We start from the raw sequence: 16735 nt of genomic DNA, 5'->3' as shown, positions 1-16735 counted from the left end.
GTTGCATCCTGACCCTGGTCGGCGGAGCGCACCAGTCCGCACTTCGACGGACGGGAGGTGTCAGCGGGTCGTGTTCAGGCCGGGGTGCCGAGTCGGTAGCCGACGCCGCGGATGGTGGTGATCAGGTCGCGGTCGGTCTTGCGCCGGATGTAGTGCACGTAGGTGTCGACGGTGCCGACCTGCTCGCCGTGCTCGAAGACCGCGGAGAGCAGGTGCTGGCGGGTGAAGGCGCGCGCTGGTGCACTCGCGAGCAGGCGGAGCATCGCGGTCTCCTTCTCCGTCAGCATCACCCTGCCCGTGTACGGGGACGTGATGCTGTGGTCGTCGGGGTGGAAGGCCCATCCGCCGATCTCGATCGTGGCCCCCGTGCCGGAGTAGTCCCGCGTCAGCGCTCGGAGTCGTGCGGTGAGCTCGTCGAAGTCGAACGGCTTCACGAGGTAGTCGTTCGCGCCGGCGTCGAGGCCCGACACCCGGTCCCTGACCGCCCCGAGCGCCGTCAGCATGAGCACCGGCGTGCTGATGCGGCGCTCCCGCAGGGTGGCGATCACCTCGGTGCCGTCGATGCCGGGCAGCCGGCGGTCGACGACCATCACGTCGAAGTACTGCTGGGCGGCGACCTCCAGTGCGCTCTCCCCGTCGGCGCGGAGTGTCACCTCCCATTCGTCACCCAGGACCTCGGCGACCAGGGGGCCGAGTCGTGGGTCGTCCTCGACGAGCAGGAGTCGGAGCGTCACGGGCGGCCCTCCCGGTCGTCGGATGGTCCGCCGGGTCGCACCGGCAGCCGGAGCGCGAACACGGTGCCCTCCGCACCCGTGCGTTCCACGGCGACGTCGCCGCCGGCGCGGACGGCGACGTCGCGCACCAGCGCGAGCCCGATGCCGTACCCGGTGCGCGGAGCGGCAGCGCCCGCCGGCCCCGTCGGCGTGCCGTGGGCGAAGCGGTCGAAGACGCGGGCGGGAGGGATTCCGGTGATGCCGGGTCCGTCGTCCGTGACACGGATCACGGCGGAGGCGCCGCTCGCGCTCGTCGACACCCGGACGTGTCCACCGGCGCGCGTGTGACCCATCGCGTTGTCCGTCAGGGCGACCAGGCACCGGTGCAGCTGCGTCTCCGACACCGCCAGAGTGGCCCCGGCGAGTGCCGCGTCGACCGGCCTGACGTCGAGGTGCACCTCCCGCTCCACCGCGAGGACGGTCATGTCCCGCCGCAGGGTCGCCAGGGCGTCGGCGAGGTCGGCCATTCCGCTCGCTCCGCTGTTCCCCGCAGCAGCGTCCAGGAGGTCGTTGACGATGTCGATCAGCACACGGGTGTCGCCTCGGAGCTCGTCCACGACGGCGTGCCGCGGGTCGTCCGCCGGCGTCATCATGTGCAGCCGTTGTACGCGAGCATGCAGCACCGCCAGCGGCGTCCGGAGTTCGTGGCTGGCATCGGCGACGAACGTGCGCTGGACACGGGCGGCCTCGGCGATGGGACGCACCGCCCGGCGTGCGATCCTCCACGCGGCGATGCCGGCGAGGACGATCGAGAATCCGCCGACCCCGACCACCGCGATGCTCAGGTCGACGGTGTCGAGGGAGATGCGGACGTCGCTCGCCCCCGGAGCCTCGTGCAGCTGTCCCGGGGTGAGCTGCCAGAGGACGTACCCGACCACCAGCGCGATGATCGCGGCGACCAGCGCCGCGGAGACGACGGCGACCTGGAACGCGATGCCGACGACGGACCGGCGGTACGCCAACCGGTCCGGGTCACGCTCCTGTCCGGAACGGAACGACCACGTGACCGCTGCGTCAGCGATCGATGACCACCACGGTGACCTCACCTGTGCTCCCTCCACGGCGCCGGCACCGGGACACGGGGGTGTTCCGACGTCGGTGCGTCGGCACCGATCCTGCCGCACGCCGAGACCGATCTCGTTTCTTGGTGAAGTCTTGGCCCCGCGTTCCTAGCGTCGATGCATCGCCGCTCCCGCATCCGCGGTCCGGTCCGTCCCGACGAGGAGAACGTCATGTCCCACGCGCCTGCAGCCCGGCTGCGGACCCGCGTCCGCTCGAACAAGGTGCCGGACCCGACCGTGTCGTTCTGGGTCATCAAGATCCTCGCCACCACCGTCGGTGAGACCGCGGCGGACCTCCTCAGCGACACGGTCGGGCTCGGCCTGCCGCTGACGACCCTGGTCATGGCCGTCGCGCTCGTCGTGTTCCTGGTCCTGCAGTTCCGGACCCGCGCCTACCGGCCGCCGCTGTACTGGGTCACCGTGGTCCTGATCAGCATCGTCGGCACGTGCATCACGGACAACCTGACGGACGGGCTCGGCGTCCCGCTGGCCCTCAGCACGACCGTCTTCGCCGTGGCGCTGGCAGCCGTCTTCGTCATCTGGTACCGATCCGAGGGGACGATCTCGATCCACAGCATCGACACGATCCGCCGGGAAGCGTTCTACTGGCTGGCGATCCTGTTCACGTTCGCCCTCGGCACCGCCGCCGGTGACCTGATCGCGGAGCAGACCGGGCTCGGGTACTTCCCGTCGCTGCTCCTGTTCGCCGGGGCGATCGCCCTGACCGCGGCCGTCTGGTTCATCGGGCACCGCGGACCGGTCGTGTGCTTCTGGATCGCCTACGTCCTCACCCGCCCGCTCGGCGCCTCCACCGGCGACCTGCTCTCGTCGCCGGTCAAGGACGGTGGCCTGGGCATCGGCACCATCACCACCAGCATCGTGTTCCTGGTCCTCATCGCCGCGGTCATCAGCTGGCTCTCGATCCGTCTGCGTCGCGACACCACCGCTCCGCAGGCGCAGCTGGGTGTCTCATCGTGACCGCCACCGTCCCCCTCGCCGTGCACCTCCTCGACGCAGCATCCGTGCTGCACGCCTTCGGTCCGTACGTCCTCGTGGGCATCGCCGTGCTCATCTTCATCGAGTCCGGGGTGCTGTTCCCGTTCCTGCCCGGCGACTCCCTGCTCGTCACCGCCGCGATCATCAGCAGCGCCCTGGGCGTCACGCCGTGGCAGGTCGCGCTCGTCGCGTCCCTCGCGGCGATCGCCGGTGACCAGGTCGGGTACTGGCTCGGCAAGCGCTTCGGGCGTCGCTGGTTCCGGGACGACGCGCGTCTGCTCACCACCGCTCGGCTCAACGAGGCAGAGGCGTTCTTCACCCGGTGGGGCGGGCTCTCACTCGTCCTCGGCCGGTTCGTCCCCGTCGTCCGGACCTACGTCCCCCTCGCGGCCGGCACCGCCGGGATGCACTACCGCCGGTTCCTGCTGTTCAACCTCATCGGGGCGATCGCATGGGCTGCAGGCCTGACCGCCGTCGGGGTGCTGCTCGGCGGGATCCCGTTCGTGGCACACAACATCGACGTCCTCATGATCGTGATCGTCCTGGTCTCGGTGCTCCCGATCGTGATCGGGGCGCTCCGCCGTCGGACGGGCCGCCGGTCAGGAACGGACGGCGATCCGGCGGACCAGCCCGCCGCGGCCGGTCGGGACCGACGAGGATGACCGTGACGACCCGCATCGCACCGAACCGTGTGCCCGACCCAACGACGTCGTTCTGGGTCATCAAGGTGCTCACCACGGCGATGGGCGAGGCGCTCTCCGACTTCCTCGTCACGCGGTTCGATCCCGTCCCGACGGTCCTGGCCACGGCGGTGCTCTTCGCGGTGGTCCTCGTCGTGCAGCTCGCCGCGACCCGGTACGCGCCCTGGAGGTACTGGGCGGCCGTGTCGATGGTCGGGGTGTTCGGCACGATGATCGCCGACGTCACCCACGTCGCACTCGGCGTCCCCTACCTGGTCTCCGCACCGGTGTTCCTGGTCGGCCTCGTCGCCGTGTTCGTGGTGTGGCGCCGCACCGAGGGAAGCCTCGACGTGCACACCATCACCAGCCGGCGCCGACAGTGCTTCTACTGGGCCGCAGTCATCGCCACGTTCGCGATGGGCACCGCTGCCGGCGACCTGCTCGCCAGCACCTTCCACCTCGGGTACTTCGCCGGTGGGATGGTCTTCGTCGCCGCCATGGCCGTCGTCGTCCTCGGTCGCGTGGGCGGCGTGCTCGGCCCCGTCACGGCGTTCTGGACGGCGTACGTGCTCACCCGGCCGGTGGGGGCGTCCCTCGCGGACTGGGTCGCGGTCCCGCACGCGCGGGGCGGTCTCGCTGTCGGCACGGGGCTGGTCAGTGCCGTCCTGCTGATCGTGATCGCCGTGGCGGTGGCCTGGTCCGCGCAGTTCCGACGGTCCGCGCAGTCGTCGACCGTCGTCGCGCGCTGAGGCACCACGGCGCTGGCGGCGGGCGGCCGCTGCTCACTGGTCGGCAGGAGGCCGATCGTCCGGACTGGTTCCGAGTCCTGTGTCGCCCCTGTGCTCGTGCTCGTGCTCGCGCTCGCGCTCGCGCTCGTCCTCGTGCTCGTGCTCGCGCTCGTCCTCATCGATGACCGCGGGCACGATCACCGGGAAGCCGGGCTCGCCCCGGCCGGCGACGAACGCGAAGTCCACCACGTCCTCAGGCTCGATGTCGTCCGGGCCGCCGTCCCCGTCGGCGTCGTTGTCGTTGTCGTTGTCGCTGTCGCTGTCGCCGTCGCCGTCGCCGCGGGTGCCGAGCAGCTTCCGCGTCAGCGCCGAGCGTGCCGTGAGCAGGGACTCGAGCGCGTCGAGCAGGTCGGTGTCCGAGGGCTCGGCGCCGCGCATGGCGGCACCGAGGACGCTCCGCCGCATGAGCTCCTTTGCGAAGGAGCCCGTCGTGCCCTCGGCGCGCTCGGCCGCCTGCGCGAGGACCTCGTCGGAGAACGGCAGCGCGCCCGCGTAGCGACGGAACAGCCGCGTCCGCTCGGGCAGGCCGGGCAGTGGCACCTCCACGGCGAGGTCCACGCGCCCCGGTCGGTCGGCGAGTGCCCGTTCGAGCACCGACACCCGGTTGGTCGTCATCACGAACGCCACGTCGGCGTCCCCGTCGAGGCCGTCGAGCGCGTCTAGCACCTCGAACAGCAGCGGCTGCGGCGTCATGTCACGCTCCATGGCGACGAGGTCGATGTCCTCGAGCACGACGATGGACGGCTGGAAGGTGCGGGCGACCTCGGCCGCGGCACCGATCGCGGCGATGCTCGAGCCGGTCAGGAGCACCGCGGTGACGCCCTCGGTCCGGTGCAGCAGGTGCCGGATCGTCAGGGTCTTGCCGGTTCCGGGCGGCCCGTAGAGCAGGACCCCGCGCTTCAGGTGCTGCCCCGCGGCGAGCAGTGCCTCGCGCTGTTCGCCGATCCCGACGACGTGCGCGACGACCTCGTCGAGCACCCCGTCGGCCAGCACGACGTCGTCCGCGGTGGTGTCCGGCCGCCGCAGGAACGTCGCGCCGGCGTCGGCGCCGTACTGCGACTGGACGAACGAGAGCACCTGCCCGCGCAGCACGCTCCGCTCGATCATCAGCGCGCGGACCCGGGTCAGGAAGGCCGTCGCGAGGTCCTGGTCGACGGCGAGCACCTCGAGCGTGGCGCTCGACCGGCCGTACTCGGGCTTCGCGCCGCGCTGCAGGACGACGACGGGCGCTCCCTCGAAGGTGATGAGGCGCAGCCCGAAGGACACCACCCGCCGTGTCGTGTCCGGGCCGGTGGCGCGGGCCGCGTAGCTCACGGGACCGAGCGACCAGCGCGTGTGGGCGTGCGCGACGAACTCGCTGATCGAGCTGTGGAAGCGGCCGTCGTCCCCGGCGATGCCGACGAGCGCGTCCGGGTCGGGGCCGGTCAGTTCGTCGAGCGCGATGTCGGCGTCGACCAGCCGGTGGTCGGCGAGTTCCTCGGTGACCACGGGGATGGTCTGCGGGTCGGCGCCGAGGTGGTCACGGAGCCGTTCGCCGATCGGGGTCAGCTGGGCGCGCTGCTCCGTCGCCGCGAGGTCGTTCGCGTGGTCGAGGAAGCGTGCGAAGGCACGCATGAGGTCCCGGTCTGCATCGTCGAGCACGAGTGCATCCTGGCGCTGCCCGCTGACCGTGACCAGGGCCGCTCGACTAGTGCTCGGCGCCCCCGACCAGCACCGCGTCGGGCGCCGGGTCGAGGCTCTCGCGGACGGCGACCTCGAGTGCAGTGACGATGTCGGCCAGCGGCCCGTTGCGCAGCGAGCGGATGACCGCCGCGGTCTTCGAGGGCTGGCAGCACGACACCCACGACGGCGTGCGGTCGCTGATGCTCGCCCCGACCGCGACGGCCGTCGCGGACCTCCACGCCCGCGCACAGGCGTACCGAATCTCCACCGGCGACCTCGACACCCCCCGGTCGGTGAACCTCCGTGACGGTCTCGCCACGCACGTCGGCGACACCATCGTCACCCGCCGCAACGGCTCAGACCTCCGCATCCAGGGCGGCAGCGACCGGGTCAAGATTGGCGACCTGTGGACCGTCACCGGGATCCTCGACGACGGCGCCCTCGACGTGGCCCACGCCGAGCACGGCGCCGTGATCCAGCTCCCCGCCGGGTACGTCAGCCGCCATGTCGCGGTCGGCTACGCCCGCACCATCAGCCGCTCCCAGGGCCTCACCACCGACAACACCCACGTCCTCGGCGACGCCACCATGAGCCGCGAGGACGCCTACACGGCCCTGTCCCGCGGCAAGGAGAGCAACCGCCTGTACCTCGCCCTCGACGACGCCGCGACCGTCCCCGACGCCCTCGAGCAGATCGCGGCCCGCTCGGAGCGGATGCTGTCCGCTCACGAGACGATCCGCGCCGAGCAGGACCGCGTCGAGGACCTCGTCACGCTCATTGACCAGCACGCCGACGTCGCCGCCCGTGCCGACGAGCTCCGTATCGGCGCGATCGTGGAACGCGCCCTCGGCGTCGAGCTTGCGTCCTCGCTTGAGGGGCAGGAGTCGTGGGGTGCCCTCGCGGCATCGCTCCGGCACGCGGAGGACTACGGCCACGACCCGATCGCGACGCTGCAGGACGCCTACCAGCAGCGTGAGCTCGGAACCGCTGACGACGTCCCTGCGGTGCTGCACTGGCGTATCGAGCAGGCCCTCGAGGGGTCGGCCAGCCGACCGTCCTACTCGTGGACCGGGAGCCCGTCGATGGCGTCCCGGCGTGGATCGCCGACGACTGCCGGCACCAGGACGAGCTCCTGCCCGCTGAGTGGCGCGACCACCTCGCGGAACGGCACCACTACATCGGCGTCCGCCTCCGCGAGCGGGGCGCAGACCTCGCCCTCGAGCAGCCGGCGTGGACGCAGGATCTCGGACGCCTCCCGTCGGAGCCGTGGCGGATGTTCGACTGGCACCGCACCGCGGCCGAGGTCGACGTGCTCCGCACGAAGTACCGCATCGACCCGTCCGAGCCGCAGGCGATCCCGGACAAGCTCCGCGGCAACCCCGTCGCGGACCGCCTCCAGGAACGCGTGACCGCGCTCCACAAGGCGGCCGCGCTATCGACTGCACCCGAGGTGGCCGAGTCCACCCGCGAGCACTACGCCGCGCACGCGGCCGAGCAGTCGGCCGCGGCACGGACAGCCCTCGTCTCGGCCGCCCAGGCCGTGCAGCAGGCGACGTCGACGCCGGTGGCCAGGGCCACCGACGTCGTCGCCGAGACCACCACGGAGGCCGCACCCGCGACCACGGGCGGCACCGAGACCACTCCGGGGGCTGCGGCGTCGTCCCCCACCGGACAGGAAGGAATCATCATGAGCGATCCTCTCGACCAGACACTCGAGCACGTTGGCCGCCAGGCAGGCCGGGCAGGGCAGACCATCACCTCGGAGATTGCCCGCCAGGCGCAGCGCGCCGCGGACGAACGTCGCCGGCAGCTGCAGGAGACCCAGCGGAAGGCCGAACGCGAGCGCGATTTCGCCGTCCGCGAGGCCCAGCGCAAGACCGACCGGCAGCGCGAGCAGGCCGAACGGGATGCGCAGCGGGAAGCGGCGCGCGAGCAGGAGCGGAACGACCGTCTGGCGTCGCGGTACCCGAACCCCGAGCAGCGCGACGGCGATGCAGCCGCGCTTGCCGAGGGTGCCGCGCTCGGTGCCGCGGCGGCCGCGGCCGTCGAGAGCCAGACCGACACCGACGTCGCCAGGATCACCTCCGACACCTCCGACAGCCGCGACGAGACGGCGACCGAGACGGCGTCGATCGCCGGCAAGGGCAGACCGACTCCGACGCGATCGCCGCGACCGGGAGAGTCGGCGAGCCGCAGTACGACGAGTTCGAATTGCGAGACCGAGAGATGCTCCGCCAGGCCGGTATCAACCCCGAAAAGATGTCGACGTCGAGCAACGCCGACAGCTCTCTCACGCTGGACCCGTCTCCGGCACCAGACCTGTCACGCGGCGACGACGGCCTCGAGCGGTAACCGACGGGACACGACGGCAACGGGGGAGTCCCCTTGTTGAGCCCTGGCTCTCGATCTCGATCCTGAACCCCATGTGGGGGGTAGACCGGGCCGGGTCTCGACTGCCAACCTGAGCGCAGACTGATCCTGGGGGAAAAATGCGCCTAGCAACTGTTTTGTTGGCTTCGATCACCACCGTAACGCTTGCCGCTGGCGCCATCGGGCTCTCAGCACCCGCGGCAGCGGCAGCATGCTCGGACTACGCGTTTATGGGCGCCCGAGGGTCCGGCGAGCCGCCAGAAGCAGAAGAACCAGACAATTACGGCCTAGGTGCGCCCTTATCTGCTGTCTACTCCGAACTGGTCAGCATCACCGGACGTACAGGCCGAACCATTTCTGCCCAAGGTGTAGATTACCCAGCCGTTAGCATTCAGGGGACCGACAGCATCAATGCGATCGGCAAGCTGCTTCATATAACGAAAACATTCGACAACTCTGTCGCAGCAGGCGGGCAGTCTACTGTTGAAAGTATACGCCAACTCAAGCAACAGTGCCCCAACACCTTAGTCATCCTTGCGGGTTATTCGCAGGGCGCCATGGCTATCCAGGCAGGGATGAAGCTGGCTAACTCTAGTGATCTGACGAATGTCATTGGCGCATTCTTTTTCGGAGACCCGCAGTTCAACTCGGCGTCCGCGGAAGACACTGGCACATATGACGTGAATCACTCTGGCGTGTTTGGCAAGCATGATGATTGGTCTACCGTCGGGGTACAAAACGCCATTTCTGAATGCCATTACGCGGACCCGATCTGTAACTCGGTAGCGACGATGAGAATAGGCAATGTCGAGATACAATATCGGGATATACCCTTCCTGATCAACGCGGCGAAGGAATCCGGCAAAGACTTTTTCTCTCCTCACCTGACGTACGGCGATGAAGCTCGTCGAGCGGCCGCGGCGATTGCGAACGAGGTCGGAATGCCCGGCGTCAATCCCTTCGAAACCCTGCCGTCTGCCGACGTTGGATACTTCGTGAATGTGGCTGACGTTGCGGATGACCTTCCGCTTGCCAAGGAGCAACTCTCCGAATCAATTGACACAATCTTGGCCTCTAACCCTAATGCCTGTTTTTCGCGTAACTTGCTTCTCGGCACCAAAAACTCGCCATACGATCAGCAATATTACGGGCTCCCGCCGATATCCGACGGGGTTAAGTCGGAAGGTGAGACCTGCACAGCCAACCCGTTCGACAACGAGTACGACAACTGGCTGGATCCGGGTTATGGAGCGCCCTACGGATGGGCACTCCCTAGTAGTACCGCCCGTCTTAGCCAAGAAATGATGTCGTATATTCAGGGACATCCGGCGACGGCGAGGCCCATGACGCTCGTGCTGCTGTCAGAACAAGAGCTCGAATCTACGCACCAGACGTCCGAAGAGTACGGTGAAGTACCGTCTCGTGATGAATTGGTCGCGGCAGCAAAAGAGCATCACGTGACCATAGTTTCGGGAACCCTGTCGAACAAGCCCGCCGAAACACAGTCTGCGCGTCTGGCGACCACGCTCGATCCGTATAACGAGGACTTTGCACGACAGACAGGTGGCGACTTCGCAGAGGGCGCCAGCGCCTTAGGGGAGTTGACTTCAAAGGGGGTACGTGGAGGCCAAACTGCGATTGGTCTTCCTGGTGCGGTCGAAGTGGGTCAGGAATTCACCGCCACTGCTTCTTCTGATGTGGCATACGCACCGGGCACCACCTTCGAGTGGTCCGTCGACGGCTCAGCGCTTAGGGATGATGGCCAAACCGTGAAAGCGCAACTGAGCTCCGGAGGAGACCACACTGTCTCAGTAACCGTTCGTCGGCCGGATTCGTTCGCGAGTGTGTCAAACGCACGCATCACGGTGACCGCCGCGAGTAACGGAACATCTCCCAATACGCCAGACGTTGCCGTTGTCGCATCGCGCCATGAAGTGACGGCAACCTGGGCCAAGGTCGCCGGAGCAATCGGTTACCAAGTGGTGAGTTCTGAGGGCGACGTACTCGACAGCTTCGCATCGGACATAAGCGCTGAGGAAATCAGCTGGACGATGAGTGGTATCGAGTATGGCGAGTCGGTATCCTTCGGGGTGCGCTCCTTTAATCACTCCGGAAGTTCGAGCGTTTCGTCTGTTTCGGCTGGACCCGCGGAACCCGACAGCGCAATCATATCGCGCTCCGACCTTGAAACCGGCGATCGGGCGGCACTGCGGCGAAATGCAGATGTACTCGTTGACGGTAAATTCGTTTGTGGGTCGAATGGTCAATATAGTGGCGACATTATCGCAAGCGGCGACGTGATCATCATGCCCGGCTGCAGGATCCAGGGAGACGTCATTGCTGGCGGCAACATTGACGTCTCTTACGACACTTCAATCCAGGGGGTAATTCGTGCAAACGGAGACGTCAAGCTCCACGAGTCTGTCCGAGTCCGTTCCGGTGTCTACGCTGCAGGAACCGCCTGGTCCGTCGACGACTACGGCAATAGTTCGCCATTGACCGGGAATTCGATCCACGTGCATTCACCATCAGTCACGCTGCCCGCGATCCCCGCCCAGACGCCTCGCGCAGTGCCGACCAACGCAGAGCCGTGGTTGCAGGCCTTCGGGACATGCAATGTAAGTACGAATGAGGTTCAGCAGAAACTCAGTGACGAGTCCGACCACGTTTATGATGCGACGGCATGCGACAGCCTCAACCTTCATGATCTCAGCACGGCAATTGGTGGCCACATAACCCTTTTTGTGAAAAATGCAACTCTCTCAAATCTGACCTTCGAGAGGACCACCGACTCTTCCCTGCTTGACATCGTGAGTGTGGACGGAGGGGATTTGGATCTTGCCTGGATGGATTCAGAGGTTCCGCTCTCAATTGACGCTACTACCATCAGCCATCTCGAGGGGGTGAGTGGATCTGTTTCTGTCATCGCTAACACCTTCCCGTCGGGGGCGACTTACTACCTCTACTAGAGGAAAGCGATTCACCATCCAACTCGTATCAGCCTTGGTTTTTGCGGGCGTGGCGCTACCTGCACTGAGCGGGTGTTCCGTAAGTGCGGACACGTACGCGGTAGTGGATGGGGTCGCTCAGCGTCTCAGTTTAAAGACCGACCACAAGGGTCATGTAGTGCTATTTGAGGAGCACTATGGTGCTGACACGGTCGTGGAGGGCCCGGAAGTCACCTACCGCGTTTTGTTGGACGGTGACGTCGTTAGCGAGGTAGAAAAGTCGCTGAAAAAGCAGGGCTTCAGGCCAACCTCGCACGGATGGTTGAGTGCCAATCCGTCCGAGAAAGTACGCGTCACAGTTACTCGTCTAGGTGGCAACTCGGTTCTGCGTCCTGTATCTCGGAAGGCAGTAATTGACTTGCCCTCCCACGGTGGAACCCTGGTTACGCTTCGGCAGGCGTCGTAGCGCGAGAGCTGCGCCGCAACGGGTAGTTCTCACTGCCAGTTGCGGTTCAAAGCTCTCGGAATAGTCACGGAATCGAGGCGGAGAGTCTGCATGACCGCGGCCTCACAGGTTGAGAGCACGGCCGCATGTCGCCCCACCACCGTCACACGGCTCACTCTGACAGATGCTGGCGGCAGGAGCACTGCGGTAGCCCGACCAATTTCACCGATGCGGCAGAGGGCCGGCCGCGGGCACTGCTCCTCGAGCAGGTCCTCGTTTCGGCAGACTGCATCGACATCATCGGCCTTGCAACGGTAGGCGGAGCCATCGATATGGCGCGCCGATAATATGGATTATCTCAGCATGTTCGCGCAAGTCTCAGTACTCCAGCGCTCGCACGACCCTCAGCCGACCAAGGGATCCCCGTCTCGCTCGACCGCATCGAGCTGAACCGCGCGGTTTCCGGGAGCATCCCTTAGGTTGGCTCGCGGCGTCACACGTCGGGTTGACCCTGCGGTTTGCCCCCACGCGGCCAGGGCAGCTTGTCGATTTCGGTCCAGATGTCCGCAGATGTCCGGGACATGAGGACCGACGGATCATTCTGATGCTCGATGACGCGGGCATTGAGGAACATGCTCACGAGCCGGAGGGTGTCGACGTATGCAAGATGGCCATCACATGCCGCTCTCGCGATCGCAGCAATGAACTGTGCCTCAAGAACTGTAATTAGGATCGGCTCACTATCTCCTGGTCGCGGTTCCTTGGTGTCCTGCAACCAGTCACTTGAGGCGATGTGTAGTTCAGCCTCACCGGACAAGCCAGGATCGCCTGGTGAGGAACCGGTGCCGTCGCTCGCAGTCATGCGAGAACTCTAAGGGCGACCGACTTCGCCCGGGGACTCGTTGCCGGTCGCACGGCAGCGCCGTCGTTGGTGGGGCGGTGTCTGCGCTCGACAAGAGCGATGGCCACTCCCGAACGGCGGCAAGGTGTCGAAGAAGTTCTACATGGGAAGATGCGCCGCCCATGCCGGCTGGATCGCTAGCGGAAAGCAGCAATACACCCCCAAGCAGTCACCGGGCTCGGCGGCTCTGCGATGTGGTCACTCAGGTGAACCTTGGGCAGATCTTCTGGCCAACCACGACGAAAGGACCGCGTGAGCGGGATCCCTCGAGGGCCAGTAGTCGAATCCTCGCGAAACCGTGTGCTGTTCCCGAGACCGGAGATCAGTTGATGTTCCGTCCGGGACTCCGGCATGAACGACCTCACCACTGAAGTTTCGTTAACTGAGGCGTTCGACACCCTTGTCGCCTTGATCGGTGAGCGGAACTTCGATCTGTACGAGGGGCTCGACGGCCACGTCAGCAAGGCCTGACCTCGCTTCCTAGCCGGCCGCGGAGCGACTCCCTCCTAGCAACGCTCCGTCCCCCTGCACGGACGCAGCTCGCGCTCCGGAACGGGGAACGATAGAAGGTAAGGCTTCGAGCATCACGGGCTGTCGGTGACGGGCGCCGAAGACGGCAGGTCTGTGGGCTCCGGCGATATAACCTCTACTAGTCCGTTAGGGCCGTACCAGCGCACCTCTCCCGTGCTGAAGGTCACCTCTCCGACGAGGCGAGAGCTGAGCTGCCAGTCGGAAAGGTCGGGCTCATTGCTTCCCGTCGCGGGCTTGTAGCCCCATATCCGGTGCTCCGCACGGCGCACATCGGGCGCGGGGTACGGCGGAGGCATCGGGTCATCCTCGCTGACGGCGCGCAGTGATCGCCGCACGTACTCGCTGTAGTTCAGCAGATCGCTGTAGTCACGTCGCCGGTCGTCATCGGACCGCTCGGGCTGCTTCGAGGTGTTGAAACGGACCAGCCAAACGAGTGCATCCCATCGCTCTCTTACCGGCAAAGGGAGGGAGTGCGCGTAGCTGGCACCAGATTCGAGCAGGGCGGACGCTCGACGGTCGCGATCACGGTGAACATCCTCGGTCGTGCGCACTCGCACGAAGTGGGCAGCAGCCTCGAGGCGGCCCTCGGCGATCGTCAGATAGCTGGCGAGAGCCGCGATCAACTGATCAGCAACGACTGACTGTCGACGTGCGTCTTCCGTCCGCTCGGCCTCACGGCGCTCGGCTGCGGCCATTGCAGTTTCGTGCTTCAGGACCTTGCCCGTCTGCCACGCACTCACTCCAGCGGATAGAAGGCCACCAAGGAGTGCGCCCAACAGCGCCGCTAGCATCTCGGTCATAATGTGCAATCTAGCCAACGACTGCGATCGCGCTTTCTCCTGAATCGGGATTGGCCCCGATTCTTCGAACTTCACAACACCTCGACGTCACCTCCTGGCAGTTCGACGACAATCGCTAGCGGCTTGCCGTCGTTGTCGGCAAGGTGACCAGACTGGTTGCAGGACCTGAACGGCCCCTGCTGCTTGTCGAACAAGACGCGGGCGTGGTGGTCCAAGTGCTGCACCCACCACGCGGACTTCGCGCCCTTGCCCTCGGACATGCGCTCGACCGCTTGCTGGTGTGCCTTCCACGCGACGTACAGCCGCTGCACGACCTCCGGGTGCTTCCACCACTCCGGGCACCACGCCGGCTTCTGCGCTATGGGCTGCTGATACGCCTCGACCTGCCCGATCTGCTCGCTCACCCACTGCAGGAACGCTTCGCGGGGATCCTGCTTCGGCTTCCGTGGCGGTGCGGCCGCGGGGTCCTCTAGTCCAGACGGAACGACCTCATCGGTGCTGGGATCCGCCGACGGTGCGTCCTCGTCATCGACGGGCGGTGGTGCGTCCTCGTCGTCGAACGGCGGGGGCTCGTCCCCTCTTCCCCCGCCGGCTCCGCCGGTGCCACTGGACCCGGGGCCGTAGCCGGCGGGCCAGCGGTCAGGATCAAACGGGCTCGACACGGCCGGTGCCTTCCGCTGTCGACGGCCGTTTTGCGGCCGTCTTCTTCTCCTTGACGATCTTCCCGTTCTTGACTTCTCGGCCCTCGATCATGGTCTTGAGCACGTTGTCCAGGAACCACGGCCGGGTGCGGATCAGCACCGGCCCGACGTCGCTCCCGTCGAACACTGCCCGCCATTTCGGCAGGTGCGCCAGCACGTCGGGCTGAAGGATCGGCTTCGACTTCGACACCCGCGATCGTGTCGACCCGTTGCGGCCTGACGACGTGTTGGTGGTCCACTCGTCGTAGTTGCCGATGCTCTCGGAGAACCGCTTGAGGAACGGCGACTGCGTCGATTCCCCGCCGCCGTAGACACGGATCGACGATGCGCTCCACAGGGTGTCGGCACCCTCGTTGCCGAACACTCGGACGATCTGCCCCCACGACTGGAAGTACATGCAGAGGATCAGGCCCATCGAGCCGTAGAACGAGACCACGTCGGGCAGCTCGGGCCACCGGACGATGTTTGCGACCTCGTCGAGTTCGAACACCACGGGCGTCGTGATGCGGCCACCGTCCGCGGCCGCCGCCCGCTCTCCGGCGCGGGAGATCGACCGCACCAGCGCTGCGACGAACGCGCCGCCCGATCCGGGACCGTTCCGGGAGATCAGCACTGCGGTGTCCGTGCCGCGGACGAACGATTCCGCGTTGAACTTCCGCACTCCGGGCGCACTCGTCCACGTCAGCAGCGTGTCGTTGGCGATCGCGGACGCCATCCGCTGCGCGGTGGCGTAGACGCTGCCCCGCGTCTTGTCCGGCTGTCCCTGCAGGCCAACCAGTGCCGATGCCGGGCCGGTCTGGCCATGCTTCTGCATGATCGCGCGGATCTCCGCGTGCTCCTGCTTCGTGATCCAGCTGTAGACCTGCCCGAGCCCCATCCCGTCGAGCTTCGCGGCGAGGAGGGCGTAGGCGAACAGGTCGCGGCCCTGCGAGTCGAACTGCGCGTCGCTCTTGCTGTCCGCGTCCTTGGTGCTGGCCTCGAAGATCGCCGCGAGCTCTTGCGCCGTGGTGAGGTCCTCGACGTTGTTCGAGGTCATCACGGCTGCGCCGGGCGCTTCGAGCACGTGCCGGACTACGCAATGACGTCCGGCCGTCCTGCGACCGGACGAACGAGAGCATCTGGCCGCGCAGCCCGCTCCGCTCGATCATGAGCGCGCGGGCCCGGATCAGGAAAGCCGTCGCGAGGTCCTGGTCGACGGCGAGCGCCTCGAACGTAGCGCTCGACCGGCCGCACTCCGGCTTCGCGCCCTGCTGCGGCCCGGCGACGGGCGCGCCCGCACGACTAGTGCTCGGCGCCGCCGACCAGCACCGCGTCGGCCGCGGGGTCGAGGCTCTCCCGGACGGCGACCTGGAGCGCCGTGACGATGTCCTCGAGCGGCAGCGTCGGGACGTCCCCGGTCGCCGACTCGGGCGTCGCGGGGACGTGCACGAACCCGGCGCGGAAGGACTCGTTCGCCGCGATCGACATCAGCTCGTAGAAGGCGTGGTTGCAGGTGAACGTGCCCGCCGTGTTCGACACGGACGCGGCGACGCCGGCCTCGGTCGCGGCACGGACGATGCGCTTGATCGGCAGCGTCGTCAGGAACCCGTCCGGTCCGCGCTGGTCGATGGGCTCGTCGATCGGCTGCGCGCCCGAGTTGTCCGGGATGCGGGCGTCGTCGACGTTGACCGCGACGCGCTCGGGGGTGACGGCATCGCGCCCCTCGGCGACACCGGTCGCGATGACCAGGTCGGGGCGGTGCTCGGTGATCGCGGCGACGAGGGCCGCTCGGACCTCGGCGAAGACGACGGGGAGCTGCTCCACGACGACGGTGCCGGGGCCGTCCCACGCCGCGGCGACCGCCTGGACGGCGTCCCACGAGGGGTTCCGCTCGGCACCGCCGAACGGCTCGAACGCGGTCAGGAGGACGACGGGTGCTGCACTGGTGGCCACGTCCCCGATGCTACGGCTGTTCCGACGCAAGACACCGGTGTTCACGGGTCGCGCCGCGGAAGGTCGCGGCGCGACGACGGAACACCGGTGTCTTGCCGAGCAGCGCGACCGGAGCAGCGCGTGCTCGGGATCAACGCGCGCCCGGGA

14 protein-coding genes are annotated in these 16735 nt (G+C 67.0%); 5 read left to right on the top strand and 9 right to left on the bottom strand.

What is annotated here, in order from left to right; genetic code table 11:
- Nucleotides 1–74: 74 nt before the first annotated feature.
- Nucleotides 75–734, bottom strand: a complete 660-nt coding sequence (locus OXR63_RS01810) for a response regulator transcription factor (protein ID WP_267419652.1) — start codon at nucleotides 732–734, stop codon at nucleotides 75–77.
- On the bottom strand, nucleotides 731–1819 hold the full coding sequence (locus OXR63_RS01805; protein WP_267419651.1) for a sensor histidine kinase: 1089 nt from the start codon (nucleotides 1817–1819) through the stop codon (nucleotides 731–733). Before OXR63_RS01805 ends, OXR63_RS01810 begins: the two co-directional genes overlap by 4 nt.
- A gap of 186 nt (nucleotides 1820–2005) precedes the next feature.
- Here OXR63_RS01805 and OXR63_RS01800 point away from each other — a divergent pair, with 186 nt between their 5' ends.
- Genes OXR63_RS01800 through OXR63_RS01790 form a run of 3 tightly spaced genes read left to right on the top strand, consistent with a single transcriptional unit; the run spans nucleotide 2006 to nucleotide 4259 of the window.
- On the top strand, nucleotides 2006–2812 hold the full coding sequence (locus OXR63_RS01800) for a COG4705 family protein (RefSeq protein ID WP_267419650.1): 807 nt from the start codon (nucleotides 2006–2008) through the stop codon (nucleotides 2810–2812).
- Complete coding sequence (locus OXR63_RS01795; protein ID WP_267419648.1) at nucleotides 2809–3492, top strand: DedA family protein; 684 nt, start codon at nucleotides 2809–2811, stop codon at nucleotides 3490–3492. Before OXR63_RS01800 ends, OXR63_RS01795 begins: the two co-directional genes overlap by 4 nt.
- A gap of 2 nt (nucleotides 3493–3494) precedes the next feature.
- Complete coding sequence (locus OXR63_RS01790; RefSeq protein ID WP_267419647.1) at nucleotides 3495–4259, top strand: COG4705 family protein; 765 nt, start codon at nucleotides 3495–3497, stop codon at nucleotides 4257–4259.
- A gap of 33 nt (nucleotides 4260–4292) precedes the next feature.
- Here the strand turns inward: OXR63_RS01790 and OXR63_RS01785 are convergent, their stop codons facing one another.
- Together OXR63_RS01785 and OXR63_RS01780 are read right to left on the bottom strand one after the other, a co-directional pair.
- Nucleotides 4293–5939, bottom strand: coding sequence for an AAA family ATPase (locus tag OXR63_RS01785; protein WP_267419646.1), 1647 nt, complete (start codon nucleotides 5937–5939; stop codon nucleotides 4293–4295).
- 46 nt (nucleotides 5940–5985) lie between these two features.
- Nucleotides 5986–6228 carry a hypothetical protein gene (locus OXR63_RS01780; protein WP_267419644.1) on the bottom strand — a complete coding sequence of 81 codons (243 nt, stop codon included), beginning with the start codon at nucleotides 6226–6228 and terminating at the stop codon, nucleotides 5986–5988.
- A 1005-nt stretch (nucleotides 6229–7233) separates the two neighbouring features.
- Between OXR63_RS01780 and OXR63_RS01775 the strand changes: the two genes are divergently transcribed.
- Nucleotides 7234–8352, top strand: coding sequence for a hypothetical protein (locus OXR63_RS01775; protein WP_267419642.1), 1119 nt, complete (start codon nucleotides 7234–7236; stop codon nucleotides 8350–8352).
- Between the two features lie 118 nt (nucleotides 8353–8470).
- Nucleotides 8471–11299, top strand: a complete 2829-nt coding sequence (locus OXR63_RS01770; protein WP_267419641.1) for a cutinase family protein — start codon at nucleotides 8471–8473, stop codon at nucleotides 11297–11299.
- 917 nt (nucleotides 11300–12216) lie between these two features.
- Here the strand turns inward: OXR63_RS01770 and OXR63_RS01765 are convergent.
- From OXR63_RS01765 to pcp, 5 genes are all read right to left on the bottom strand, one after another.
- The gene (locus OXR63_RS01765) at nucleotides 12217–12585 is read right to left on the bottom strand and encodes a hypothetical protein (protein ID WP_267419640.1); all 369 of its coding nucleotides are present in this window, start codon (nucleotides 12583–12585) and stop codon (nucleotides 12217–12219) included.
- Between the two features lie 623 nt (nucleotides 12586–13208).
- Complete coding sequence (locus OXR63_RS01760) at nucleotides 13209–13955, bottom strand: hypothetical protein (RefSeq protein WP_267419639.1); 747 nt, start codon at nucleotides 13953–13955, stop codon at nucleotides 13209–13211.
- A gap of 71 nt (nucleotides 13956–14026) precedes the next feature.
- The gene (locus tag OXR63_RS01755) at nucleotides 14027–14359 is read right to left on the bottom strand and encodes a DUF4913 domain-containing protein (protein WP_267419637.1); all 333 of its coding nucleotides are present in this window, start codon (nucleotides 14357–14359) and stop codon (nucleotides 14027–14029) included.
- 241 nt (nucleotides 14360–14600) lie between these two features.
- Nucleotides 14601–15719: a type IV secretory system conjugative DNA transfer family protein gene (locus OXR63_RS01750; RefSeq protein WP_267419635.1), complete on the bottom strand. Its 1119-nt coding sequence runs from the start codon at nucleotides 15717–15719 to the stop codon at nucleotides 14601–14603.
- A gap of 218 nt (nucleotides 15720–15937) precedes the next feature.
- Nucleotides 15938–16588 (bottom strand): pyroglutamyl-peptidase I, encoded by a 651-nt coding sequence (gene pcp / locus OXR63_RS01745; RefSeq protein ID WP_267419633.1) that lies wholly within the window; start codon nucleotides 16586–16588, stop codon nucleotides 15938–15940.
- Nucleotides 16589–16735 lie beyond the last annotated feature (147 nt).

Origin of the sequence: Curtobacterium sp. GC_Cur_3 (assembly GCF_026544205.1) — a bacterium.
Classification (GTDB): domain Bacteria; phylum Actinomycetota; class Actinomycetes; order Actinomycetales; family Microbacteriaceae; genus Curtobacterium.
This window is presented reverse-complemented; position numbering and strand designations above follow the sequence as displayed.